The organism is Bacillus sp. PK3-067 (genome assembly GCF_056738645.1).
Map to the genome: position 1 here is coordinate 930,357 of NZ_CP096490.1, position 24,630 is coordinate 954,986.

At 35.0% G+C, this 24,630-nt stretch carries 21 protein-coding genes; 17 read left to right on the forward strand and 4 right to left on the reverse strand.

Translation table 11 applies throughout. The features are described from left to right. Positions 1 to 61: 61 nt before the first annotated feature. Together M1D73_RS04840 and M1D73_RS04845 are read left to right on the forward strand one after the other, a co-directional pair. On the forward strand, positions 62 to 712 hold the full coding sequence (locus tag M1D73_RS04840) for a Yip1 family protein (protein ID WP_000449723.1): 651 nt from the start codon (positions 62 to 64) through the stop codon (positions 710 to 712). A gap of 406 nt (positions 713 to 1,118) precedes the next feature. After that, positions 1,119 to 1,595: a DUF6985 domain-containing protein gene (locus M1D73_RS04845; RefSeq protein WP_000723510.1), complete on the forward strand. Its 477-nt coding sequence runs from the start codon at positions 1,119 to 1,121 to the stop codon at positions 1,593 to 1,595. A 173-nt stretch (positions 1,596 to 1,768) separates the two neighbouring features. On the opposite strand, the gene M1D73_RS04850 is transcribed toward M1D73_RS04845, so the two are convergent. Then, positions 1,769 to 3,091, reverse strand: a complete 1,323-nt coding sequence (locus tag M1D73_RS04850; protein ID WP_000035840.1) for an MFS transporter — start codon at positions 3,089 to 3,091, stop codon at positions 1,769 to 1,771. A gap of 225 nt (positions 3,092 to 3,316) precedes the next feature. On the opposite strand from M1D73_RS04850, the gene M1D73_RS04855 reads away from it, so the two are divergent. From M1D73_RS04855 to M1D73_RS04895, 9 genes are all read left to right on the forward strand, one after another. Next, positions 3,317 to 4,906, forward strand: coding sequence for an ATP-binding protein (locus M1D73_RS04855; RefSeq protein ID WP_000749653.1), 1,590 nt, complete (start codon positions 3,317 to 3,319; stop codon positions 4,904 to 4,906). A 19-nt stretch (positions 4,907 to 4,925) separates the two neighbouring features. After that, on the forward strand, positions 4,926 to 5,603 hold the full coding sequence (locus tag M1D73_RS04860) for a response regulator (protein ID WP_000921560.1): 678 nt from the start codon (positions 4,926 to 4,928) through the stop codon (positions 5,601 to 5,603). Then, on the forward strand, positions 5,600 to 6,577 hold the full coding sequence (locus M1D73_RS04865) for a tripartite tricarboxylate transporter substrate binding protein (RefSeq protein ID WP_000746643.1): 978 nt from the start codon (positions 5,600 to 5,602) through the stop codon (positions 6,575 to 6,577). The genes M1D73_RS04860 and M1D73_RS04865 overlap by 4 nt, the downstream gene beginning before the upstream one ends. A 360-nt stretch (positions 6,578 to 6,937) precedes the next feature. After that, positions 6,938 to 7,486: a restriction endonuclease gene (locus M1D73_RS04870; protein ID WP_016125572.1), complete on the forward strand. Its 549-nt coding sequence runs from the start codon at positions 6,938 to 6,940 to the stop codon at positions 7,484 to 7,486. A 253-nt stretch (positions 7,487 to 7,739) separates the two neighbouring features. Continuing rightward, positions 7,740 to 9,506: a UvrD-helicase domain-containing protein gene (locus tag M1D73_RS04875; RefSeq protein ID WP_000522843.1), complete on the forward strand. Its 1,767-nt coding sequence runs from the start codon at positions 7,740 to 7,742 to the stop codon at positions 9,504 to 9,506. Between the two features lie 79 nt (positions 9,507 to 9,585). Beyond that, on the forward strand, positions 9,586 to 10,791 hold the full coding sequence (locus M1D73_RS04880; RefSeq protein WP_000582008.1) for a TerD family protein: 1,206 nt from the start codon (positions 9,586 to 9,588) through the stop codon (positions 10,789 to 10,791). Positions 10,792 to 10,889: 98 nt separating this feature from the next. Next, positions 10,890 to 13,430: an MrcB family domain-containing protein gene (locus M1D73_RS04885; RefSeq protein ID WP_000886761.1), complete on the forward strand. Its 2,541-nt coding sequence runs from the start codon at positions 10,890 to 10,892 to the stop codon at positions 13,428 to 13,430. Next, positions 13,405 to 15,849: a restriction endonuclease-like protein gene (locus M1D73_RS04890; RefSeq protein WP_002204836.1), complete on the forward strand. Its 2,445-nt coding sequence runs from the start codon at positions 13,405 to 13,407 to the stop codon at positions 15,847 to 15,849. The genes M1D73_RS04885 and M1D73_RS04890 overlap by 26 nt, the downstream gene beginning before the upstream one ends. 742 nt (positions 15,850 to 16,591) lie before the next feature. Next, positions 16,592 to 16,864, forward strand: a complete 273-nt coding sequence (locus tag M1D73_RS04895; RefSeq protein WP_000850455.1) for a hypothetical protein — start codon at positions 16,592 to 16,594, stop codon at positions 16,862 to 16,864. 267 nt (positions 16,865 to 17,131) lie between these two features. Here the strand turns inward: M1D73_RS04895 and M1D73_RS04900 are convergent, their stop codons facing one another. Continuing rightward, positions 17,132 to 18,055, reverse strand: coding sequence for a hypothetical protein (locus M1D73_RS04900; RefSeq protein WP_001047851.1), 924 nt, complete (start codon positions 18,053 to 18,055; stop codon positions 17,132 to 17,134). Between the two features lie 246 nt (positions 18,056 to 18,301). Here M1D73_RS04900 and M1D73_RS04905 point away from each other — a divergent pair, with 246 nt between their 5' ends. The 5 genes from M1D73_RS04905 (at position 18,302) to M1D73_RS04925 (ending at position 21,507) form a co-directional block, all read left to right on the forward strand. Further along, entirely contained in the window at positions 18,302 to 18,724 is a 423-nt protein-coding gene (locus M1D73_RS04905) for a hypothetical protein (protein ID WP_001285650.1), read from the forward strand. Further along, the gene (locus M1D73_RS04910) at positions 18,630 to 18,956 is read left to right on the forward strand and encodes a nucleoside triphosphate pyrophosphohydrolase (protein ID WP_033689232.1); all 327 of its coding nucleotides are present in this window, start codon (positions 18,630 to 18,632) and stop codon (positions 18,954 to 18,956) included. The genes M1D73_RS04905 and M1D73_RS04910 overlap by 95 nt, the downstream gene beginning before the upstream one ends. Before the next feature lie 195 nt (positions 18,957 to 19,151). Then, the gene (locus M1D73_RS04915) at positions 19,152 to 20,012 is read left to right on the forward strand and encodes a DnaD domain-containing protein (RefSeq protein ID WP_000312050.1); all 861 of its coding nucleotides are present in this window, start codon (positions 19,152 to 19,154) and stop codon (positions 20,010 to 20,012) included. After that, positions 20,009 to 21,295, forward strand: a complete 1,287-nt coding sequence (gene dnaB, locus M1D73_RS04920; RefSeq protein WP_000027288.1) for a replicative DNA helicase — start codon at positions 20,009 to 20,011, stop codon at positions 21,293 to 21,295. The genes M1D73_RS04915 and dnaB overlap by 4 nt, the downstream gene beginning before the upstream one ends. A 44-nt stretch (positions 21,296 to 21,339) precedes the next feature. Further along, positions 21,340 to 21,507, forward strand: coding sequence for a hypothetical protein (locus M1D73_RS04925; protein ID WP_000169783.1), 168 nt, complete (start codon positions 21,340 to 21,342; stop codon positions 21,505 to 21,507). Between the two features lie 139 nt (positions 21,508 to 21,646). Here the strand turns inward: M1D73_RS04925 and M1D73_RS04930 are convergent, their stop codons facing one another. Further along, the gene (locus M1D73_RS04930) at positions 21,647 to 22,432 is read right to left on the reverse strand and encodes a TrmB family transcriptional regulator (protein ID WP_079245129.1); all 786 of its coding nucleotides are present in this window, start codon (positions 22,430 to 22,432) and stop codon (positions 21,647 to 21,649) included. A gap of 110 nt (positions 22,433 to 22,542) precedes the next feature. Between M1D73_RS04930 and M1D73_RS04935 the strand changes: the two genes are divergently transcribed. Next, positions 22,543 to 23,310 carry a TSUP family transporter gene (locus M1D73_RS04935; protein WP_000348466.1) on the forward strand — a complete coding sequence of 256 codons (768 nt, stop codon included), beginning with the start codon at positions 22,543 to 22,545 and terminating at the stop codon, positions 23,308 to 23,310. A 622-nt stretch (positions 23,311 to 23,932) separates the two neighbouring features. On the opposite strand, the gene M1D73_RS04940 is transcribed toward M1D73_RS04935, so the two are convergent. Further along, positions 23,933 to 24,508 carry a TetR/AcrR family transcriptional regulator gene (locus M1D73_RS04940; protein WP_000999318.1) on the reverse strand — a complete coding sequence of 192 codons (576 nt, stop codon included), beginning with the start codon at positions 24,506 to 24,508 and terminating at the stop codon, positions 23,933 to 23,935. Positions 24,509 to 24,630 lie beyond the last annotated feature (122 nt).

Sequence of the window (24,630 nt, forward strand, 5' to 3'; positions counted from 1 at the left end):
ATAACTGGGATAATTAGGAATTTACATTTAGTATGTTTTAAGAAAGGGGAATGTTTTTTATATGGAAACTCCAGAAAATCAATTTAAACGTGCGCTTAATCCTTGGTTCTCCATTTGGACAAAACCACGTGATACAATGAAAGAAATTTTTATATCCAAACCAAAGAATGTGTTTTTACTCATTTTACTAGGCTCATTCGTACAGACTTTAGATCGAGCATCTTCTAAAAATATGGGGGATTCAATAAGTAGTCCAGTTTCAATAATCTCAATGGTTATATTCGGTACCTTCGTTGCTTTCTTAATTTATTATTTTTTGCTACCAGCGTTATTTAATTGGGTGGCAAAAAAACTTGGTGGACAAGGTACCTTTGAAAAAACACGTTACGCAGTTGCCTATTCTTATATCCCTTACGTTTACTCTCTTATATTAGTTTGGGTGCCTTCATTTTTCTTGTTTGGGATAGAAAACTTTACGAGTGAGACACCGAAAATGGATAGTAGCATAACTTTAACGATTTTGTTTATTATTTTTGCCATAATTGATATAGTTATTGCAATTTGGACAATCATTATTTCCTTAAAATGTTTAGGAGAAGCACACCAATTCTCAGCATGGAAAGCATTATTAACAATAATAATATCCTTTATGATTATCATTCTTCCTTTAGTAATAATAGTATTTCTTATAGTAGGGGTTACAATCTTTTAATCATTTATTTGCTTCTTATGAATTTAGAATTTTAATAGAGGTCTGGGGAAAAACACAAAAAATGTGTAAAAATAATAACTAAAAAATTAACTTTTATAAAAACATTTAAACTAAAATGCTTCTTAAGCGTGGGTCCAATAGCTCACGCTTTTTATTTTGGGTGACTATAACATTTATTTTTAAAATTTATAATCATGTTATTTATTACGGACAAACCTTCAAAGAATCTATTGGTGCTACAGCTAATTGAAGGCGTATTAACAATTTGAGAGTAGTTATTGATAAGAATGGAAATGTAATAGCTGTGTTTCTAAAGAATAAGAAAAGTTTAACATGAGTTTATTTTTTTTATTCGGGGAATATGGGCGTAATTGGTTATCGAGAAAAAATTCAGGAGAATAAAATTATGAAAAAAATAAACCATGAATTATTTGGTGAAATTGTTCACGATTTATATTGGAGCGGACAACAAAAGATAACTATTTTTGGGCAGGAAAAAATAGTTTCTTTAACTATTGATGGAGAAGAAGATGATTTAATTCCTAAAATTCAAGAAGAAGCATATAGGAAGTTCATTACTGATATAAACAAACTTACAAAAGAAGCTGAACAAGCGATATTCGAGTATTATAAAGAAGAATATATGGAATATAGAGATATGGTAGGTGATGAATCTGCTGATAAAATAGCGCCGATTATAACAACCATTCAAGAACTAGGAAAATTGGTGGAACCTGTTGGGTTAATTATATTACCAGATTTTGAAGATGGAATTAGAAGAGTTGGATTAATATTCAATTGTACCTGGGAAGAGGACGGTGTCGGGGTGAAATTTGAAAATGAGCAAGTTGTAGAAGTTGGTTATCAAGACATCGTTATTTAAACTTCAAATTATGTGCTGTCACTATATCGAATAGAAGCTGGGTTTGTAAAATAACAATGGAACTACGTGTTTTTTCGTCATACAAAAACCTCTACATATAAGTAGAGGTTTTTAAATTGCATATTAGTGAATTATGCTTTTTCAAATAAACGAAGATACTAGAATACATAATTTTAACTAGACTTATTATTAACTAATTTATCCCCACCACCAAGCTCCGCCTCAATCTGCGAAGTTTTCGATGACTCATCCATACGCCAATACGTAATAAAGCTGATCGCGATACATCCAGCTACGTAGAAGTAGAAGAGTGATTCCATTCCGATACTTTTTAGCCATAATGCGATGAACTCAGCTGTTCCGCCGAATATCGCGACTGTTAGTGCATATGGTAAACCTACGCCGAGTGCGCGAATTTCAGTTGGGAAGAGTTCTGCTTTTACAATTGCATTAATTGATGTGTAACCAGTAACGATAATGAGACCGACCATCATGAGTAAAAATGCTACGATTGGTTCTGTCGTTTTTTCCATGAAGAAGAAGATCGGTGCTGTTAGTAATGTTCCGAGAATACCGAATGCCATTAATAGTGGGCGGCGTCCAATTTTATCGGATAATAGCCCTGCAATTGGCTGAAGTACGACGAATATAAGTAGTGCGACAAAGTTAATCCAGCTTACAACTTCTTTCGGAAGGCCGACTGTGTTTACCATGAACTTTTGTAAATATGTTGTGTACGTATAAAATGCAACAGTGCCTCCTAATGTTAGGCCGACTACTGTTAATACTGCTTTCGGATGTTTCATAAGCGCGCGAACGGTTCCTGCGCTTTCACGTTTTTGTGATTTTATGTTTGAGAACTGCTCCGACTCATCCATCGTGCGGCGAAGCCATAATACAGCTACTGCGCCCATCGCTCCAATAATGAATGGAATACGCCATCCCCAAGCTTTCATATCTGGTTCGCTTAGTAATTGCTGAAGAACAATTTGAACGCCTAACGCAACCATCTGTCCAGCAACGAGCGTTACATATTGGAAACTTGAATAAAAACCACGGCGTCCACTACTAGCCATTTCAGATAAATACGTTGCGGAAGTTCCGTACTCTCCACCAAGTGATAATCCTTGTAGTAAACGGGCAAGAACTAAAATAATTGGCGCCATAATACCGATACTTTCGTAACTCGGTGTACAGGCAATAATTAAAGAACCACCGGCCATAACCGTAATGGAGAGGGTTAATGCCGCCCGGCGTCCGTGCCGATCTGCATAGCGTCCCATTAATAAACTTCCGATAGGGCGCATTAAAAATCCAACTGCGAAAATAGCCGCTGTGTTTAGTAACTGACTCGTTGGATCGCCTTTAGGAAAGAACTCTGCTGAAAAATAAACAGCAAAAGCAGAGTAAACGTACCAGTCGTACCATTCAATTAAATTGCCGACAGAACCTTTGAAAATATTGCCGGCGACTCGATTAGATTTTGCTTGAGCCATAATAATTCCTCCTCTTGCTTATAAATAAAATGATAATTATGAAAGCGTGTTCATTATAGTTGAATTGTACTGTCTGTAGAATAAAATCTCAATATTGTGACAATTTTATTCTTTTTGTACTTTATGTACATGGAGAGTTTTAATAGTTGCTTCCTTATTCGTTTTGTCATAATAATAGAAAAAGGAGATTGATAGTTTAGAATATTTTATCAAAGGATATGAAGTATGAAGAAATCACGCAAAGTGTCATTGCAAACGAAAATAGTAAGCTTAATTATTACGTTAATTTTATTTGTCGTTCTCCTGTTAGCGGGAATATTTGTTTACATTCAGTCCGTTGATACGAAGCACCAAGTGGAACAGTTAGCACTGCAAACAGCTAAATCTCTTTCTTTTATGCCAGCTATAAAAGAGGCTTTTCAAAATAACGAACATAAAAGTACTATCCAATCCATTGCGGAACAAGTTCGTGAGCAAGCTGGTGCGGATTATGTAATTGTGGAAGATCGCTATGGGGTTATGTATTCACATTCTAATTCGGAGTTGATTGGTACAAAGAGTAACAACCCGTATAACTATGAGGCACTTACTTTTGGTGGTTATTATACACTCGAAGGAAATGGTACAAGTGGTCCAGCCTTAATGGCAAAGGCACCTATTATTGTTCATAACGGAGACTACGATCAAGTCGTAGGCGTTGTGACAGTAGAGTTTTTAATAAAAGGTATTGAATCTAACATATTGAGTAGAACGAAAGAAATTATCCTCTTTTCATTAGGTGTATTACTAGCTGGAATTGTTGGCGGCATTCTTTTAGCACGTAGTATTCGTAAAGATACACTCGGTTTAGAGCCGAATGAAATCGCAGCGCTATACCGGGAACGAAGCGCGATACTACTATCTATAAAAGAAGGGATTATCGCCATTGATCAAAACGGTTTTATTACGATGATGAACACCTCAGCAGAAGAAATGCTTCATGTAAATGATGATTATATGCAGCAGCACATTTCAAAAGTTTTACCGAATTTTAATATGGAAAGAGTGCTAGAAACCGATCAAGAAATCGCGTTTCAAGATAAAGTGTTTATTTTAAACATGACACCGATACTCGAAAATAATAGTACGGTAGGCGTTGTATGTAGTTTTAGAGATAAAACAGAACTGCAAAACTTAGTGAATACGATATCTGAGGTAAGAAAGTATTCAGAGGACTTACGTGCTCAAACGCATGAATTTACAAATAAACTTTTCGTCTTATCAGGATTACTTCAGTTAGGACAATACAAGGAAGCGATTGAATTTATCCAACAAGAATCTAACATTCATCAAAGCCAAAACCATATTTTATTCCATCAAATTCATGATGCAAAAGTACAAGCAATTTTATTAGGAAAAATCGGAACAGCATCTGAGAAGAAAATCGATTTTCATATTGAAGGAGATAGTGCGCTTCATCCGTTACCAGATCATATAAAAGTTTCACACCTCATTACGATACTTGGAAACATAATCGATAATGCGTTTGATGCGGTGAGCGAACAAGAAGAGAAGAATGTTTCTTTCTTTGTTACGGATATTGGGCACGATATTGTATTTGAAGTGATAGATGGTGGAGCAGGAATACCAGCAGAAAAAATCGCGACCATTTTTCAAAAAGGATTTTCAACGAAAGGAAATGATCGTGGTTACGGACTAGCAAACGTGAAAGAAATGGTAGATGTACTAGAAGGAACAATTGAAATTCAGAACGAGAAAAATGGGGGAGCTATTTTTACAATTTACCTTCCGAAAACATTGAGAGAAAGTACATAACAAACAGGGGGATGGGCATATGTTGAAGGTTGCAATTGCAGAAGATGATTTCCGCGTAGCGCAAATTCAGGAAGAGTTTTTATCAAAAATAAAGGATGTAAAAGTGATCGGAAAAGCATTGAACGCGAAAGAAACGATGGAATTACTACAAAGAGAAGAAATCGATTTGCTTCTATTAGATAATTACTTACCAGATGGAATTGGAACGGACTTATTACCACAAATTCATGCTGACTTTCCAAATGTTGACGTCATTATGGTAACAGCGGCGAATGAAAACTATATGTTAGAAAAAGCAATTCGAAACGGAGTAAGCAATTACCTCATAAAACCAGTCACGTTAGAAAAATTTGTTCGCACAATTGAAGACTATAAAAGAAAGAAGCAACTATTACATAGTAACAATGAAGTAAATCAAGCACTCATCGATAATTTCTTCGGGACTTCGCAAACACAAGACATAAAAAATTTACCGACAGGTGTGGATCCGTTAACACTGCAAAAAGTGAAAGGCATTATAAAAGGATTCGAAGAGGGCATTACAATAGAAGAAATGGGAGAACAAATGGGGGCCTCCAGAACAACCGCAAGAAGATATTTAGAATACTTAGTAGCGACAAACGAATGCACAGTAGAGTACACATACGGCATTATCGGACGACCAGAACGAAAGTACCGAATAGGACGAGGACTATGAAAAAACGATTATTACTATGTATATGGATCATGACAGGAGTAATAGCTGGTTGTTCCTCGGAAAAATCTCAAACGAATACAGTAAACATAGACAAAGTAGAAATCGTTGCACCAAACGTTCAAGGAGCAGGATGGGACTTAACAGCACGGGCGATGCAAAAAACACTAATAGAAGAAAAAATCTTCACAAAACCAATCACTGTCACAAACAAAGTAGGCGGCAGCGGTGATGTCGGATGGAAATATACGAAACAAAAAGGTGGTCACGTACTGGCGATTAACTCAAGCTTACTCATAACGAACAACCTACTAGGCCACAGTAAACTAACATACAAAGATTTCACACCACTCGCAACATTAGCATCGGACTGGGAAGTCGTTGTCGTATCACAAGACTCAAACATAGAAAATGCAAACGAACTAATGGAACAACTAAAACAAAACAAGAAAAACTTCAAAATCGGCGTTGCCCCCGGCCTAGGAAACGACGATCACCTATCCTTCGTACAAGTAAGCAAAGCGTTCGGCATAAACCCTGCCGAGCTACAATTCTTCGTCTACGAAAACAAAGAAAAAATCATAAACGCCCTAACGAACAAACAAATAGGCGCCGCAACCATGACCCTATCCGAAGCCGAAAAACAATACAAAGCCGGCAAAATAAAAATACTAGCCGTATCAGCACCAAAACGACTAGACCGACTACCAGAAATCCCAACGTGGAAAGAACAAGGGATCGACGTCATCTTCCAGCACTGGAAAGGAATTATGGGGCCAAAGGATATGACGGAGGAAGAGGTTGCTTATTGGGATGGTGTGATTAAGAAGATGGTAGAGAGTGAGAGTTGGAAGGGGATTTTGAGGGAGCGGGGTTGGGAGAGTTTTTATAAGGGGAGTGGGGAGAGTAGGGGGTTTTTGGAGGAGAGTTATGAGCGGTATGGAGAGATGGTTGGTGGAGATAGAGGAGATAAGTAATTTTAGTGCTTTGTACTTATAAAATATCGATATCATTCTTAGTATATACATTTATATAAATATTTCCCTTTATAAAAATAATGCGTTATTATAATTTTATAAGTTGAGATAGAAAGGGAAATAAAATGGATGTTAATAATATAGAGTTACCAGAATCACTAAAAGAAGTACTTTGGGACGGGTGGATACTCCTTGGTGTCATATTTATTATATGTACTCTGCTTGTAATTATTAGATCTTATATACCAGATGATATTCTACCTATAATTAAAGGTGCTATAGCATTAGTTATTTTAGGTGGGATATTTTATCTAGGTTATTAAAATAATTATTATAGTTTATGAGTGAAAAGGAGTTAAGATGGCTAAGCGAAAGAAAAAGCAAGATGAATCAATACTGGGATCTTTACTAGTTATTACGTTTTTCGGGGTGTTGTGGAAACCGGAATTTTTAGTACCAATAGTAATGGTATCGGCAGCAATTATATTATTATATATGTATGTGAATGTAAAAAAGCTAAGAGAACTTCGGCAATCAGGAATTTATGATATTGATAAAATGAGCGGACACCAGTTTGAAAAATATTTAGGAAGTCTATTTCCAGCTTTGGGTTATAAAACAGAGATTACTAAAGCATCTAACGATTTTGGTGCAGATTTAATTTTGAGAAAAAATGATAAAAGAATTATTGTACAGGCAAAACGCTATAAGAATAATGTTGGAATTAAATCTGTTCAGGAGATTGTTAGTGCAAAAGAATTTTATAAAGCTGATGAAACATGGGTTGTTACAAATAGTGAATTTACAGCTGCAGCATACAAACTCGCTAAAGTGAATCGAGTTGTATTAATTAATCGAGAGAAACTTATTAAGTTAATTAGTCAGGGCAAACGAGAAAAGAGAAATTAGTGATACAAAAGGTCAGGTATAGACTTATGGAAAAGGCACTATGAAAAGTGTCTTTTTGTTTTGGATATAGAAAAATAATCCAGAAAACTTATATTTTAGTATATAATTTAAAATGAGAATGGCGTGTAATAATATTTTTAATAGTAAAAGAGAACTTTTGATCATTTTTTATTATTGTAATTTATTTGTTTATATATATATTTAATTTATATGAATGGAAAACACGCATAATATGAAAAAAGAGGGGATTCTTGTGGGTTTACATATTATACCGAATGATTTGCCGAGCTTAACTCCAGGTGAGAGAAAAGTACTTGAAAAGGTTCGGTCTTTATATAAAGATGTGCAAAGAGAAGCGTATTTATATATTCAGCCAAGAATTAGACATTTAGAACCTGATTTTATTTTAATTGATTCACAAAGAGGGGTAACAATCTTTGAAGTGAAGGATTGGGAACTTTCTTACATTAGTAGAGCGGATAGAAGAAAAATAGATTTAGCAGATGGGAAACAGGTAGATAATCCGTTTTGTAAAGCTAACTTATACCATACTGCAGCACAGAGATTATTTAGTTTGCAAGATGTTTTAAAAAATGAACGGAACGAATTAAAGTTTAAATTACATACTAACGTTATATTTTCGTATCTTCATTCTAATAAAATTGAAGAGAGTGGATTAGATCAAGTATTTAATCAGCCACCAGCACAGTGTATTTCATCTGATATGTTAAGTACAGTAAATATAAATCAATTATTTAAAAATGAATTTAGTTTCGTAGAAGAAGATGAAATTATTGCGATACGAACGCTATTATTCCCAGAAATTAAGGTTAGTTGTAGCGATAATCAAATTAGTACAAAAGAATTAATTACAGCACTAGATGCAGAGCAAGAGCGTTTCGCGAAGCGTGTACCGTACGGTCACTATATGGTAACTGGAGTTCCGGGTAGTGGGAAAACGGTTTTATTGCTAGCTCGTGCAATTCATCTAGTACGTGAACATCCAGAGTGGAAAATAAAAATATTAACGTATAATAGATCGTTAAAAACAAAAATTGAGAACAAATTGAATTCTTTAGCAGCTGATCTTGCTTTTATGAATGTGCGCTTGGAGAATATAGATGTTAGCACTTTTCATAAATTTGCGCTAGATACAGCAAGTATATGTGTACCCCAAAAAAATACAGTGAAGTGGTGGAATGAAGAATTGCCGGAAGTAGCTATACAGCGAGCTCAATCATCATATGATGCTGTTTTAGTGGACGAATACCAAGACTTTCTAGATGATTGGATTCGATTATGTGTGAAGTCTTGTAAAGAACATACGTATGTTAATAACCAAAAGGAAACTGTTACTGGGATAAATTTATTTTTAGCAGGAGATAGACTCCAGAGCATCTATAACAACTCAGATCATAGTTGGAAGAGCTTAGGTATTGATATGCGCGGGAGAAGTTCTTTATTAAAGAAATCTTATCGTGCCGGTAGTCAACATATAGATTTAGCCCTTAATTTCTTGAAACAAGAAAAGAAATTGGAAGAGGAAGTAAATAAATTTTATTGTCCAATGAGCGAACTATCTTTTGAGAATGAAATGAAAGATGGAGTTAGTTTTATTGAAGGATCATATGAAGATATTAGTAATAAAGTTTACGAGCTTATTAAGCGCAAGGGCTATAAGCCAGAAGATATATTAATTTTGTGTAGAGAAGGAAAAGATTGTGAGAATATACAAAAGAAATTAAATCGTGAGATACGTCAAAAAGTAAAAGTTACAAAAAATATTACTGAAGGACATTTAATTATAACAACATATCATTCATCAAAAGGTCTTGAGGCACCAATTGTCTTTTTAGTTGATGTGGACAAGTTTGAAAGAATGGAGCTTGAACAAAATGATATTAAACTACGTAAGCTATTATATGTAGGCATGACAAGATCATCTGAGCATTTATACATTCATGCTGGAAGTTATGATAAACCTTCCTTTGGACAAGTATTAAGGAACGAAATATCTTGAGGATATCCTTGAAAATCTAAAGAGGAGTATAATTGAACTGAATGTTAAAACATTAAAGGTGTAGGACGGGTGAATTATGATGATACATACTTTAGTAAGGGGACAAAAGATAGATGTTACAAAGAATCATCCAGAGATGAAAGGGTTACTGGTAGATTTAACTTGGAATGCCCCGATGAATATGGATGTAGATGCATCAGCTTTTTTAGTAGGTTTTAATGGGAAAATTACCAAAGAAGAGGATTTCGTTTTTTATGGACAACCTTATTCTAGTTGTCGATCTGTTCAATTAAATCAAAATATCGTAAATGGAAGTAAACAAAGATTTTCGATAGATTTTACTCATATAAAAGATGAGGTACAAAAGGTTGTATTTTCGATTACAATTTATAATGCTGAAGAGAAGAAACAGGCGCTACGAGATGTTTCCCATATTCAATTGAAAATAAACAACGCACAATCAGGATTAGAAATTATTCATTTTCCTATCACGTATCCATTTACAGATGAAAGTGCCATTATTGTTGGAGAGCTGTATCGACATGGGGGAGGATGGAAATTCAATCCTATTGGAGCTGGCTATTTTGGTGGGTTAGCTGCATTATGTAAAAATTTTGGGATAGAAATCGCAGATGATGAAAAACAAACTGTTCCCCCTGTAGAGAAGAAAATAGTTCCTACTCCGTCTCCAGTACAAACAACTATTAATGTAGTGAAGGTTGAATTGAAGAAAAAACAATCTATAAATATACAAAAATCTAAAATGGTAACAGCTACTTTAGAATGGGAAACAAATAAAGATTTAGACTTATACTGTTTTTACGTAACAACGAATGGAGAAATAGGAAAGGTTTATTATAAAAATCTAGGTTCGTCTAAAGTCTCGCCATATATTGTGTTAGATGGTGATTCGCAAGAGCCAGGAAAAGAAACAATTCGTATTTATCGACCAGAAGCTTTGAAATATGTTTTATTTGCTGCGTATAGTGCTGTCGGAAATGGAATAGGCAGTTTCTATTCTATGAAGGCTAAAGCTATTGTTGATAATCATATGGGAAGCGTTGTAACAGCGCCGTTATTAGAAATAAATGACCATGCTTATTGGGTGTGCATTGCGCATATTGATTTCACGAATTCAAATGATATGAAAATTTCACATGTAGAAAGTTACTCAAAAGACCATTCAGAGGCTTCACCACTGTTGTACGAGAACGGGAAGTTCCGAATGGATGTTGGGCCGATTGAATTTAAAAATGAAGAGGATTATCAGAAGTATTTTAAATAGTAGAGTAGAAAATCATACATCGTATTGTATGATTTTTTTAAAAACATAGTTTGGTAAAATAGTAGTAATTGTAATTAATTGTAACGGTGGGGATGAAAATGTTAGATCAACTTATAATTGAATTGGCTAGAACAACGAAGCAAGTTGAAGGTATAAAAGGTAATAAAACTTATTGGATTATAAACAAGGATGATAAAGGATTAGATGTTCAAACTAAAACTTCAAGTGGACAATATGCAAAGGAAGAAGAAGCACGATCTTATTTTAACGTGAGTTTTGAGCTTCTTAAGGATGCTTGGGGAAAGCTTATCGCTATGCGTACGGTAAAGAGTGAGGATTTCGGACAAGTGAGTGAATGTAATGCTTTCTTAGTAGCTTTCTTTTCACAGCTTCCATTTGTGAATGTAACGGAATCAGGGGCTATTACATTTAAAGAGTTTCAAACTGATAATTTGCCATGTGAGCAGTATCATAAAGTTGTTGGATTTTTGGAAGAGGTAATAAACAATACATACGATCCGAAAAATTTAAGTGATCAAACCAATGGTAATTTGTATAGAGTTAAATCTAAAGGAAGACAAGATTTAAGATTACTTGGATTTTTAAAGGATAATCATAATATTAATACATCTTTATTAACTGAATATATTGAGGCAGAAAATAAGAATGATGTTATTCGAAAGTTAGTTTTAAAGCAGGAATACTTTCACATTGTTATGTTTGTGCTTAATCTTTTAAGAGCATATCAGAGAAGGGATAAGAAAGCAGCTTTAGTACATTTAGCTATGACGATTGTTCGGAACTCTAGAGGGGATAATTTAATGCTAGAATCATTAGCGAAAGAGCGTACGCATAATCTCTTAATGTGGTCTGAGAAATTGGAAATAATTAATGCTAAATGGATTCCAGCCGAACAATACATAAAAAAGAGTGAAGAAAAGGGCGGTAATATGAGTAGTAGTTTACGTGAAGGCTTTTTAAAGATAATGAAAGAATATTTGAATGCAAAAACAGAAAAATTTGCAGGACATAAATTAGGATTAACAGTCCGAAATGATATAGCAACAGAGATCATTTGTTTACCATTTATAAATGAGAAGCAGTACAGTGTGATAGGGTCAGTTGGAAAAGGGAATTGGGCAACAGTTCCCTGGATTGCGCTAATGCATAGAGATATTACAACATCGACACAGAGAGGGTATTATATCGTCTATTTATTTAGTGAAGATATGCAACGATTGTATTTGACCATTGGACAAGGTGTGACGGAAACGTCTAAAGAAGAGATGCAAAAAATTAAAGAAGAGATTCGTGAGCAAATACACATGTCCCAAAAGGTAAAAAAAGACGATGACATTTTCCTAGGTACAAGTCCAAAAGCAAAGGGATATTCGAATTCAACCGCGGCTTATATTGCATACGATATTAATGAAATGCCTAGCGAAAGAGAATTAGTTGAAGACTTAGAAGAAATGCTTCGCTATTATGAGGAGTTCATAGCTTATAAAGAGGAAGGAACGAAATATGAAATGATTTATGAGAGGAAAGAAGTGTATTTAGATCAACAATCCATTATCGATCATGTGTCTTCTTATATTCAAAGTAAAGGTTTCTATTATGAGAAAAAGGATCTTATTAACTTCTTCCTTTCATTAAAGACTAAGCCTTTTGTGATTTTATCAGGTATTTCAGGTACAGGGAAAACGAAAATTATTCAGTGGTTTGCGGAGAGTTTAGGGGCAACAGAAGAGAATGGAAAATTTACGCTTATTCCGGTTCGACCTGATTGGAGTGATAGTTCTGATTTGCTTGGTTATGTGAACCTTCAAGGGGAGTTTCAAGAAAGACCGTTAATTAAAGTTCTTGAAAATGCAGATGCAAATCCAAACAGACCTTATTTTGTAGTATTGGACGAGATGAACTTGGCTCGAGTGGAATACTATTTTAGTGATTTCTTAAGTGTAATTGAGAGCCGTAAATGGAAAGATGGAAAAATTGTTACGTCACCAGTACTTCCAGAATCCATTACGAATAAGCACATTACGATCCCATCAAATGTATATATTATCGGAACTGTAAATATGGATGAAACGACACATCCGTTAAGTAAGAAAGTATTAGATCGTGCGAATACAATTGAGTTCAATACCGTTAACTTAGATTATTTTAATTTCTTAATGGATATAGAAGAGAAGGAAGCTGAAGTTGTTTCTAATAGCTCTTTAGCAACCGAGTATCTTCATTTAAAAGAATGCTTTAAAGAAAATGAAGACCTTGTGAGAAATATATCGACTATTTTAATAGAAATAAATAAATCACTGGAATCAGTTGGGGCTCAAGTTGGATATCGTATACGAGATGAAATTTGTTTCTATATGGCATACAACGAAAAAGGAAAGTTATTATCGTTTGATGAAGCATTTGATTATCAAATATATCAAAAGATTTTACCACGTCTTGCAGGTAGCGATGGAAGAACAGAAGAGGTATTAAAGCAGTTGTATATATTATGTGCAAATGAGGAATATGATAGTGGCAACAATGACGCTTTATATGCTAAATATCCTCGTTCTGCTAACAAGCTGTCTCATATGTTAAGGAGGTTCGAGTATGATGGTTTCACCTCTTTCTGGATCTAATAATGAGATAGAGCTAGTTAAGATTGAAACAGAGGAGCTATCATTGACGATTAAAGGAAACCCTTATCATGAAAAATACGAGAGTTTAAAAGAGTATCACGCTATGAGTGCGGATGAAATGATGTATTTTCAGGTAGATGGGAAGGCAGAATCCGTTTCTGTATTTGATGCGAGATTGCAGAGATTAGATAAATGGAACGAACATCCGCCGATCTTTTTTGAAAATAGAAGTTATCAGCTTGTTGTTGTTCCGAAAAATAACAAGCAGCTCTCCTTTTATCATGAACATCCAGGATTTCGAAAACAAGTTAGTTCCATTCAAATGGGTTCACTTCACGTGTTAATGGGAAATCTTTCTTTTCCGAATGAAGTAGGAAATACAACGTTTGAAATTAAAGATGATAAAGAAACTTTATTAACCGTTACATTTGAAGTTTTTCCAGTAAAACTTGATTATAAGGATGATTATAAAGCTTTATTAGATGAGGTAAATGATGAAATTTATAATTTAGCGTTTCATCTACTAAAGAGAACTTACTTAGGAGCATCTGCAATTTACGCTACAAATCCATCGAAGAGTGAATTTTATCGTATTTTAAGCGATTCCTTTGATCGGTTTATGAAGTCGATCTCTCATATAAAAAGACAACCACATCATACGCTTATGACTAGGCATCAACTTGTACGAGGAGAAAAAATTCGTAAATTGGATTCTGTCGGAATGAACTATTTGCGAAAGCGACCACACTTACTGCAAGGAGAAAACAGTATACCGACTAAAGGCATTACAGCTTATAAGGAAGTGTCATATGACACGCTGGAAAATCGATTTGTTAAATGGATGATTCAAAGAGTCGTACATAAAATAGATGATTTACTTAAGGCGCTAGAGCCAAAGTCTAGATATACACGTGGTGAAACTGATGAAGATTTACTACAACGTGTAAAAAATATGAAGTATCGAATGAAAAATGAATTGAACGATCTATTTTGGAGGGGAATCGGAAAATTAGATCGCTCAGTCTTTTCGCTCGTTATTCAAATGGCGGCAGGCTATAGAGATGCGTATCAAATCTTCTTAATGCTATCGCGCGGTTTAACATTACGAGGACAAATTTTTAAAATGTCAGTAAAAGATGTCGCAAGGTTATACGAATACTGGACGTACTTAAAACTTGGACAAATTCTATCTGAAAAATATATACCGATCCATCAAGATGTTATTCAAGTTAAACAAGATGGTTTATATGTAACGCTTGATGAAAGTAAAACTGCGAAAAGAACGTTCAAACATCCAGTCACTGATGAAGTAATAGAACTTTATTTCCAGAAAAGAAATGGTAGACTGCCGACAGTTACACAAAAGCCAGATACGATGCTTGCTATTGAGAAAAAAGGAAAGAACTATCAATATCAATACATTTTTGATGCGAAATATCGAATTGATTTTGCTGAAACAGCTCATTATAAAAGTCGATATAGAACCCCTGGTCCGCTAGAAGAGGATATTAACACAATGCATCGATACAGAGACGCATTAGTAGTAGAACAAGAAGGACCCTTTGAGCGAACAGCTTACGGAGCGTACGTACTATTCCCATGGAACCAAGAGGAAGCATATGAGAATCATCCATTTTATAAAAGTATTGAAAAAGTAAATATCGGTGGCTTCCCGTTCTTACCAAACGCGACAAGATTAGTAGAACAATTTCTAGATCATCTCATTGAAAAAAGCCCAGAAGAAATTATAAGAGAAGGCATTCTTCCAAGAGGAACAAAAGAAGAATGGCACTCTTCATTAGAAGAAAAAGTATTAGTAGGCAGTGTGAAAACTGAAAGTGACTATGAAACATATAGAAAGAATGGCATATATCAGCTACCAGTTACACAACTAAAATCAGGATGGCAAGAAGCGAAGTACATAGCATTATATGCACCGAAAAAATGGCACGGAGAAAAAGGTGGAATTCAATACGTAGCTAAAATCAAACACATTCAAATGCAACAAAACAATGAATATGTACATTTCGAACTAGAGCCATGGAAAAAACTAGACCACCTCATCCGCCCAGTAGGATATGGCATTCAAACATACACCATAACAACTATGTCGTTATTAAAAGAAGTACAAGAACTTCCAGAACTATTTATGAAATCAAAAGAAGAACGAATTCTTTGGAAAACGCTGCGTCGTTTTACGAAGCAGGTTAAGGTTGAGTTGGATCACCGTAATTTAGATGAGGCTTCTTCAGTTAAGAGTTATTATGTGGAGGATGTTCAGATTTGGGTTGATTATGAGAGTGGGGTTGTTATGGTGGGGAAAGGTGGGTTAGTTAAAGAGGTTGCTTTGGAGTTGGTTGTTGGGAGAGGTTCGGTGTTGTTTAGGGAAGTTTTAGAGGTGTTAAATGTTGGAGAATAGGGATTAGATACAAAAGGGGATTAAGCCATGGATAAGGGCTGAGTTTATTTTTACATGGAACAAATGGGTTTAGGTGAAGTGGAGAAATTTTTAAATATAATAGATAAATATTAGTTAGATAAAGTGTATTGTTAGCCATGGGAAGAAGAGCATAGAAGGCATATGTTCTTCTTTTTATTTGTAAATAAAGTAGGTATGATGACCTCCCCCCTGTCAAGGTGGCGCTCTCCCTGCTGAGCTACGGGAGAAACGTTGATTTAAAGGCATTCTCACGGGTTTGTATAAATGGAATTCTATTAAAAAAGCAATAGTTATTGTAATTTATGTGACCATTTGTGACCACAAAATTATGTCTTTAACTGTCTGTATAATGGTAAAGGGAATGGGATGACTCATTCCTTTTTTTGATGTAGAGGGGGGATAATTTCGACATCTTGAGGAGGACTTGTGGAGAGAATAGGCATAGTTTGGTTCAGACACATGGTATGGAAATGTTGAGTGTCTGAGAAAGAAATATGAGAGTGTGGAAGCTAAGCGAAAGAAACTTGACAATAGAAGGACAGAGTTTTAAGAAATTTTAAACCTTGTTAATAGTAAGAATCAATTAGAATCAGAAGTTGATAAGCTAGGAATAGATGTTGAGGTTAAGAAAGTCGAGATTAATATGATTTACATTCCAACAAGAAACAATTAAACTGTATAAATAAATTCATTAATAATAGACACAAAAAGGAGAATTATCGTGAAAACAAAAAAATGGACAATTTGGGGAATTATCTTTTACATTCATTCAGCAGTATTACTTTTCTTAGGATTTGATAGACTCGGAGGATATCAAAATTCTGAAACATATACCGATTCGAATAAATATGCCTACGTAGGCGGAGATGCGTATAATTATATTATCAATACAAACGTACTTACAGGTTTCTTTGTACTTAGTGCGTCATTCTTTGTAGCGGGTACAATGTTAATCGCAACTGGTTCAATTCTAAGAGCTATCAAGGAAAAGTAAGTGGAGAACAAATACTTGAACCACCAATAACACTATGTAATTAAAAATGGACTTCCTTTAGGAGGTCTTTTTTTATCTTTACCTTTGTTTCTACGAGAGATTATTGAAAATGTAAGTAGGGGTTGATAAGAGGAGGGGATGTGACCACAAAATTATGCTCTTAGCGGTCTGTATATAAATAAATACTGCTCCTTTTATAGAAGAAAAAGGAGCAGCTTATAAAGAGTGATTTTGAGGATTCAGGTATAAAACACTAAAAAATGAAAACTACTTTAAACCATTTTGTGTTTTAGATTCTAATTTATTGTTATAAAAGCTTAGTAGTGCGATACCTTTACCAGATAAAGATTCAAATTCATATATTTTATAATTATAACTTTCGGAGGTTAACTTCCCTTCACCACCAATAAGTTTTATGCATTCCTCATATGTCATGCCCAACTGCAATTGTTGAAATTCATCTAATGTAATATAAGCATCTTCGAGTTTATGTAGTCTCTCATAACTTTGACGTAATTCTTCTTCTCTTTTTTCGTTTTCTGCTAGTGCCTTCTCTTGTTGTTGTCTTTTTTTCTCTTTTTCAGCCTCTTCTTTTTCTTTATTAACTTTAAAAGATAATTTATCTATACTTTCTTTGAAATCTTTAACATCCTGCTTAGAATTTAATATTCTTTTATCAATAATTTTTGCGTACATACTACCAGTACCTTCATTTTTATATGTAATACCGATTTTTTTATCGTCAGTGTATAATATATCCCCAAATATATACTCAAAGTAATGTTCAATTCCAAGTTGCTGAATTTTCCATTTATCAGGGTTATATATTTCACGGTACATATTATATTCTTTTGAAAATGCAGTGATGTACATTATACCATCTGCATTCTTCAGATTGTCTAAGACTAATTTGGTATTATATTCATTACAATACGATATATTGCCCTTTTGACACATTTCATGTTGCCTTTTTTCTTGTTTTTTTTCCCATTCAATTAGATATATAGTTGAGACGATTGTAATAAGAACTAAGATAATGGAAGTTACCATAGTTATAAATATTTTTTTACTAGCCTTTTTCTTTTTAATAAATTTTAGATAAAGAATAGAAATAAGAGATATTAAAAATACAATTATTAATAGTGGAAACAGTATTAAGATACTACTTTTTATTATCCATTCTAGATTCATTCAAATCATCACCTTTCATAGAACTATTCTCCTTAAATAGAAAATAATAGCATTAACAATTATATCAAAATAATTTATAAGAGTGGTTGTAAATCTTTATTTATTTGGGGAGAAATTCAATATATTTTTAGGTAAGTAGGAATGAGGTATTATTTGTATACGAGTGAAAGGATAGGTTTTTTGTTGTATAATTTTGGTATTGAGGTCATTTAAAATGAAGTTTTTAGGGATGGTGAGAATCACAAGATGAGTGATACAAATCATGGAGTAGCTATTGAAGTATCAGAAATTGAAACTGATGAATTACTAGAACAAGTGGATGATGAGATTCAAAGAGAAGAGGGAGTTATAGCAGAGGTAAATGCAGAAGAAAAGGCAAAAAAGATAGAACGAGAAAAACATAGATTGATGGTTAATTTAGCGGAAGGGAATATGAAACATCTTATAACTAAGATAGCTTATTTATTAAATAAGTATCCATCAACAAGAAATTCTGATATTACGCTACAATTAAAGTATTGGAGAGAATTTGAAAGATTTAATATAGAAGAAAAACCAAACGGAGGGAAACCACATGCCATCCTACAACAAACTAATCCGAAACAAAATCCCACAAATAATAAAATCCAACGGCAAAACACCAACAACAAGAATCCTAAACAAAGATGAATACATAGAGGAACTCTGCAAAAAAACACAAGAAGAACTAACCGAATACCTAGAAGCAACAACAAAAGAACATAAACTAGAAGAACTATCCGACCTACTAGAACTAATAAACGCTCTAGCCGAACACGAAGGGACAACACTAGAAGAAATCAACAACATCCGTAAAAAGAAAGCAGAAGAACGAGGCGGCTTTTCGGATCGAGTCTTCCTAATCGAAGTAACCGATAACTAGCCCCTCATAAGCCCCTTCCAAGCCCCTACCAAGTAATAAATCACTAAGAAAAAACATAACAAAACAAAAACACCAACAAACACCGTAGTAGTAGTCAAAAAAATTTTTGAAATAACACGCCAAAAACCCGGCCCTCCCGCCTATATATATTACAAAGGGGCTTTTACATTTTGAATGGGGACGGGAGGAACTTTGATGGCGGTCTATCGTAATGTGCAGGTGAATTTTTGGCAGGATGATTTTGTTTTGGATTTGACGCCGGAGGAGCGGTATTTTTATGTTTATTTGTTAACTTGTTCGAAGACGACGCAGTGTGGGATTTTTCCTTTTCCGAAGCGGTTAGCTGAGATGGAGACGGGTTATAATCGGGAGACTGTTGATAAGCTTGTGCAGCGCTTCATTGATTATGGGAAGATTCTTTATGATGCGGATACGCGGGAGTTATTCGTTTTGAATTGGCTTCGTTATAATCCTGTGACGAATACGAATGTGGAGAAGTGTGTGCTTCGTGAGCTTAAGGGTGTGAAGAATAAGGAGTTTATACATATGTTTCTTCAGAAGTGCGTAGAGGAGGAGCTGAATGTTCCAATGCTTTTAGCACATTTCGGTATGCCTGGTGAATTGGCTGTGGATGATGTTGAGCCGATTTGTGAGGAGACAGAGGAAGAAGAGGTTGTAGAGGAAGAAACGGGAAGTCGTGTGTTTTCTTTTTATGAGCAACATTTTGGTAGTTTGTCTCCGCATACTGTGGAGGAACTGAGTGCGTGGATGGAAGATTTGTCAGAGGAGCTTGTGCTGAAGGCTCTTCAAATTGCGTTTGAGAATAATAAGCGGACGGTTGCTTATGTGAAGGGCATTTTGAGAGGTTGGCATGGGAAAGGTTTTACGAAAATGTGTGAGGTTGAGGCGGATACGGCGAGCTTTAGGAAGAAGGAGTCGTCTGTTAGTACGGGGGAGACGGAGGAGTTTTTGGCGAGGTGTGAGGAGTGGGAGAAGAATGCGCCGTCAGAGGAAGAGTTGCAGCGCTTTTTAGCGGAGCGCGGGTGGCGGCCATGAGTATTCAAAATGTAGAGGCGGAGAAGACGGTGTTAGGTTCTCTATTAATTGATGGAGAGCTTATTAAGGAGTGCCGTTTGACGGAGCATTATTTTTCTATGTCAGTACATAAGTCTATATTTCAGTTAATGCGAAAGATGGAAGGAGAGGGGCAACCGATTGATCTTGTGACGTTCATTTCTAGGGTAGATCCGAAGTTTTTAGAGGGGATCGGGGGAATGGAGTATTTTATAGGGTTAATGGATGGTGTGCCTACTACTAGCAACTTCTCATATTATGAGGGGCTTGTTCGAGGTGCGTGGAAAATGTATCAGGCCGGTGTTCTCGGGCACAAGATGGGAGAGCGTCTTATTGCGGAGAAGAATGAGAAAATTATTGGTGAGACGATTACGGCACTTTGTGAGTTAGAGGAAAAAGACTCTGTATGTGAGTTTGATTTGAAGGATGCGTTAGTTGATTTGTATGAGGAGCTTCATCAAGATGTGAAAGAGATTACTGGTATTGAGTCTGGTTATACATCGTTAAATAAAATGACGTGCGGACTTCAGGAAGGAGATTTTGTCGTTCTTGGTGCGCGTCCTTCTATGGGGAAGACTGCGTTTGCACTAAATGTTGGACTGCATGCGGCGAAGTCTAGAGCGGCAGTTGGATTGTTTTCGTTAGAAATGAGTAGTAAGCAATTGTTAAAAAGGATGGCTTCTTGCGTAGGCGAAGTGTCAGGAGGTAGGCTGAAAAATCCGAAGCATCGTTTTGCGATGGAAGATTGGGAGAAAGTAAGTAAGGCGTTTGCGGAGATTGGTGAGTTGCCATTTGAGATTTACGACAATGCAGGCGTTACGGTACAAGATATTTGGATGCAAACTCGTAAGTTAAAGAGGAAACACGGTGATAAAAAGCTTTTAGTCATTGTAGATTATTTGCAGCTTATTACGGGCGATCCGAAGCATAAGGGCAATCGATTTCAAGAGATTAGTGAGATTTCTCGTAAGCTTAAGTTATTAGCACGTGAATTAAATGTTTGTGTAGTAGCACTGTCACAGTTATCTCGTTCTGTAGAGTCGCGGCAAGATAAGCGTCCGCTTTTATCAGATTTAAGAGAGACCGGACAAATTGAGCAAGATGCGGATGTCATTATGCTTATGTATCGAGAGGATTATTACGATAAGGAAACAGTGCAGAAAGAGATGACGGAGATTCATGTGGCGAAGCACCGGAATGGGCCTGTGGGGAGTTTTAAGCTGAGGTTTTTGAAGGAGTTTGGGCGGTTTGTGGAGATTGGATGATAAAATAGAAGAAGGCATATAAAAAGGTAAAGGAGTGGTTACGGATGACAAAAGTAGGTCGTTTATATGAGCAAGAGAAGCAAGAAGAAATTGATAAAGCACTTTCGGCAGCTGGAATGCTCTTTAAAGGAATGAGTGTAGAAGAAATAGCTAAAAAATTAGATGTAACAATTGAAAAGGTAAAAGAGTGGGAGAAGCGTTTATCTCATTAATCGCTGGGGTAATGGCAGCGTCTGTATAAATTTATACAAAAATAGCCGAATATTTACTATATAATAGTCGGCTATTTTTGTACGGAGAAGTTGTTAGGTTTAATACGCAAAATTTTTTATTTGCTCTTGAATATGTTTCTTATTTCCCCATAAAGAAAGACTTTCTCTCTGCAGTAATCCATTGCTGCAAATCATCTTGGCTACGTCGGACAAGTCGATTTACTAACACATCATGCCATACATAATCCTCTAATAAGTATATATGGACGGGGTCATCTGTATAAAAAGCAATATTACGCTCTTCAAGTGATGGTCCATAAATCATCTCTTTAGAATCTATTGATACAATAAACCAATGTTCTGTAGACAAGGTTTCTGTATAAGGTGTTATGCGATGGGCTTCTAGATTTTTAATGGGATTTTCAACATGCAGGGTAATACCTTGTATTGAAACTTTATCAGCTACTTCAGATAGATCTTCTTTTAATGCTTCATACATCTCATCCCACATTGAAATGACAATACGTCGTTCTGCTTTTTTTATTAATGCCTGACAATAGCTAATGATTGTTTGATTGTCTTTTAAAGTAATCACTCGATTATCCGTTTTTTCCTCGGAAGTTTCTAGTTTTTTTAATGAATCACTTATTCCTTCGTAAGTAGACTGCCATTCTGTTTGCGCCTTCTGTAAAAAGATTTCAACAGGTAGAGGTGAATAGCGAGTGGTGTCATTTATTTCTTCCTTCATGACAATTCCTTTTTCTACAAGGTTACCTAAAATCTCATAAATTCGCGCTCTTGGGACACCCGAATCCTTACTCACTTGGTAGGCTGTGACAGGCCCTTGTTTAACAAGAGATACATAAGATTTAGCTTCATATTCATTGAAACCAATTTTTTTAAGCTGTTGCACTATGTAGTCCACTTTTTTCGTCCTCCGATGTTTGCTTTTATATTTCAACGTTACAATAACTGTTTACATTTAGCAAATTATTAGTTACTATTCGAATAGTGACTAAAGGGGAGGTTAATAGTATGGATTTTTATTTAGACCCATCTGTATTAATGATTTTGATTGTTTTTGGATTTGTAGCTGCATTTATTGATTCAGTTGTAGGTGGTGGTGGACTCATTGCTTTACCAGCTTTATTATTTACAGGACTGAATCCAGCAAGTGCAGTAGCCACAAATAAACTAGCATCGACAATGGGAAGTGCAACTAGTAATATTGTGTTTTATCGTTCTGGTAATCTTAATTTGAAATCGGCGTTTAAATTAGTTCCGCTTACTTTCATAGGTTCCATAATAGGGGCATGGACCGTTCATTTAATGAATCCAGAAGTACTGAAGCCATTGATGTTAATTATGCTTGGTGCGGTCGCTATTTATACGATATTCAAAAAGGATTGGGGTAGTATTTCCACTCATAAGAAATTGTCTGGTCGACACGTCATTATTTTTACCTTTTTTATTTTTGCTATTGGTTTTTATGATGGATTTCTAGGTCCTGGAACAGGTTCATTTTTAATGTTTTCTCTTTTATTTATTGGGTATGATTTTTTAAAAGCAGCAGGTAATGCGAAGCTTCTTAATTTAGGAAGTAATGTTGGTGCATTGTTGATGTTTATGTATGTAGGGCAAGTCAACTATGCATATGGTTTTATCATGGGGATTGCTCAAATTGCTGGAGGGATTGTTGGCTCCAAGTTTGCTATAAAAAAAGGAAGCGGGTATGTTCGTGCTCTTTTCATTACAGTAACTTGTTTATTGTTAGCGAAAAATCTGTATGACTATATTCAGTAAGTAATTAAAGAACGTAGAAAAGGTCAAAGATGCCTACATAGAATATAAGAAGATACCAGGAGAAAATTCCTTTTAACATTTTTTAGATGCTACCTTGTTTGAAGATAGCATCTAAAAAGAAAATCTAAGTGAAGAGAATAAAAATAATATAAACTCATATTTTTCTATGTAAAATTTCATTTGTTTTGTTTACATAATATCTTTACAATCATTTGATAAAATAAAGTCAACTGCATATTGTGAGGGTGGATGGTTATCCCTTCTTTCTATTCGGAAGGAAAGGAGGTGATAATATAGAGTTTTTGTTTGACCTTGTAAAAGAGTTTGTCAAAGCGACTGTGCGCGAAGTTTCAGCGTATTTTTTGCGGAAGCAACTTCTGGATAAGGACAACAAAAAAACCACTCCGCGCCGTCACAAGCAAAAGGGTGGGTTCCGCAAAAAGAAATAGCTTATAATAACCACCACCCTAAGCGGTAGCAGTTAGGGAAGAGATGTTAGCGCATCGCTTCTTTTTATTATATGCCATTTTATTTGATGTCATACTTATATAGTATTCTACGGAAAATATATCATATTCCTATTTTGTGGTCAATTTGATTGCATGATTGAAAAGGTGTAGTCTTATTCCTCTTCAAACTGAAAAATATCCCGATTAATGAGTTGGTGGAGGTACCTATCCATTTCAGCAGCAGAAACGCTTTTTTTATTTTTAAACCACCATGTGCTTAATGAGGTGATTGCCCCTGAATAAAACTCAATGATTAAATCATTTGGTATCGTATGATTTTTGCAAAGTTGATTTAATGCTTCTATTTCTTGTTTTCTCGTTTCGTGACTTAAATAATGTGTACGGGTAATGAATTGTTCATCAGACATTTGCGTTTCTAATATTTTACCGAGTTCTTCATGATGTAGGAATTGTTCCATTACTTGAAATGGTTTACTTAATCGATCTGAAACCGGTATTTCAGCAATCATCTTACCGTATCGTTTAAATCCAAATGTTAATAAAGCATCTTTATCTTCAAAGTGTTTATAAAAGGTTGTTCGGTGTACCATAGCGCGGTCACATATTTGGTTAATCGTGATCGTACTATATTTCTGTTTTGATTGCGTCATTAATTCAAATAAGGAATCCCACAGTAATTTATGTGTACGTCTAATACGTAAATCAAGTTGTTTTTCATTATCATTCATCTACAATTCTCCTTTTTTGTAGATTAAATATACAGTAGCTGAAAATTGATTCTCCCTTTTTAATCTACATATGTATATTATATTACATATGTTCTGGTGTATTTAAAGTTTTTTAAGTAAGA

Excerpts from the sequence above, each read along its gene's own strand:
- M1D73_RS04860 (WP_000921560.1), top strand. The coding sequence starts at position 4,926 with ATGTTGAAGGTTGCAATTGCAGAAGATGATTTCCGCGTAGCGCAAATT.
- M1D73_RS04865 (WP_000746643.1), top strand. The coding sequence starts at position 5,600 with ATGAAAAAACGATTATTACTATGTATATGGATCATGACAGGAGTAATA.
- M1D73_RS04915 (WP_000312050.1), top strand. The coding sequence starts at position 19,152 with ATGGCGGTCTATCGTAATGTGCAGGTGAATTTTTGGCAGGATGATTTT.
- M1D73_RS04905 (WP_001285650.1), top strand. The coding sequence starts at position 18,302 with ATGAGTGATACAAATCATGGAGTAGCTATTGAAGTATCAGAAATTGAA.
- M1D73_RS04890 (WP_002204836.1), top strand. The coding sequence starts at position 13,405 with ATGGTTTCACCTCTTTCTGGATCTAATAATGAGATAGAGCTAGTTAAG.
- M1D73_RS04940 (WP_000999318.1), bottom strand. The coding sequence starts at position 24,508 with ATGAATGATAATGAAAAACAACTTGATTTACGTATTAGACGTACACAT.
- M1D73_RS04910 (WP_033689232.1), top strand. The coding sequence starts at position 18,630 with ATGCCATCCTACAACAAACTAATCCGAAACAAAATCCCACAAATAATA.
- M1D73_RS04840 (WP_000449723.1), top strand. The coding sequence starts at position 62 with ATGGAAACTCCAGAAAATCAATTTAAACGTGCGCTTAATCCTTGGTTC.
- M1D73_RS04900 (WP_001047851.1), bottom strand. The coding sequence starts at position 18,055 with ATGAATCTAGAATGGATAATAAAAAGTAGTATCTTAATACTGTTTCCA.
- M1D73_RS04870 (WP_016125572.1), top strand. The coding sequence starts at position 6,938 with ATGGCTAAGCGAAAGAAAAAGCAAGATGAATCAATACTGGGATCTTTA.
- M1D73_RS04845 (WP_000723510.1), top strand. The coding sequence starts at position 1,119 with ATGAAAAAAATAAACCATGAATTATTTGGTGAAATTGTTCACGATTTA.
- M1D73_RS04935 (WP_000348466.1), top strand. The coding sequence starts at position 22,543 with ATGGATTTTTATTTAGACCCATCTGTATTAATGATTTTGATTGTTTTT.
- M1D73_RS04885 (WP_000886761.1), top strand. The coding sequence starts at position 10,890 with ATGTTAGATCAACTTATAATTGAATTGGCTAGAACAACGAAGCAAGTT.
- dnaB (WP_000027288.1), top strand. The coding sequence starts at position 20,009 with ATGAGTATTCAAAATGTAGAGGCGGAGAAGACGGTGTTAGGTTCTCTA.
- M1D73_RS04855 (WP_000749653.1), top strand. The coding sequence starts at position 3,317 with ATGAAGAAATCACGCAAAGTGTCATTGCAAACGAAAATAGTAAGCTTA.
- M1D73_RS04850 (WP_000035840.1), bottom strand. The coding sequence starts at position 3,091 with ATGGCTCAAGCAAAATCTAATCGAGTCGCCGGCAATATTTTCAAAGGT.
- M1D73_RS04880 (WP_000582008.1), top strand. The coding sequence starts at position 9,586 with ATGATACATACTTTAGTAAGGGGACAAAAGATAGATGTTACAAAGAAT.
- M1D73_RS04925 (WP_000169783.1), top strand. The coding sequence starts at position 21,340 with ATGACAAAAGTAGGTCGTTTATATGAGCAAGAGAAGCAAGAAGAAATT.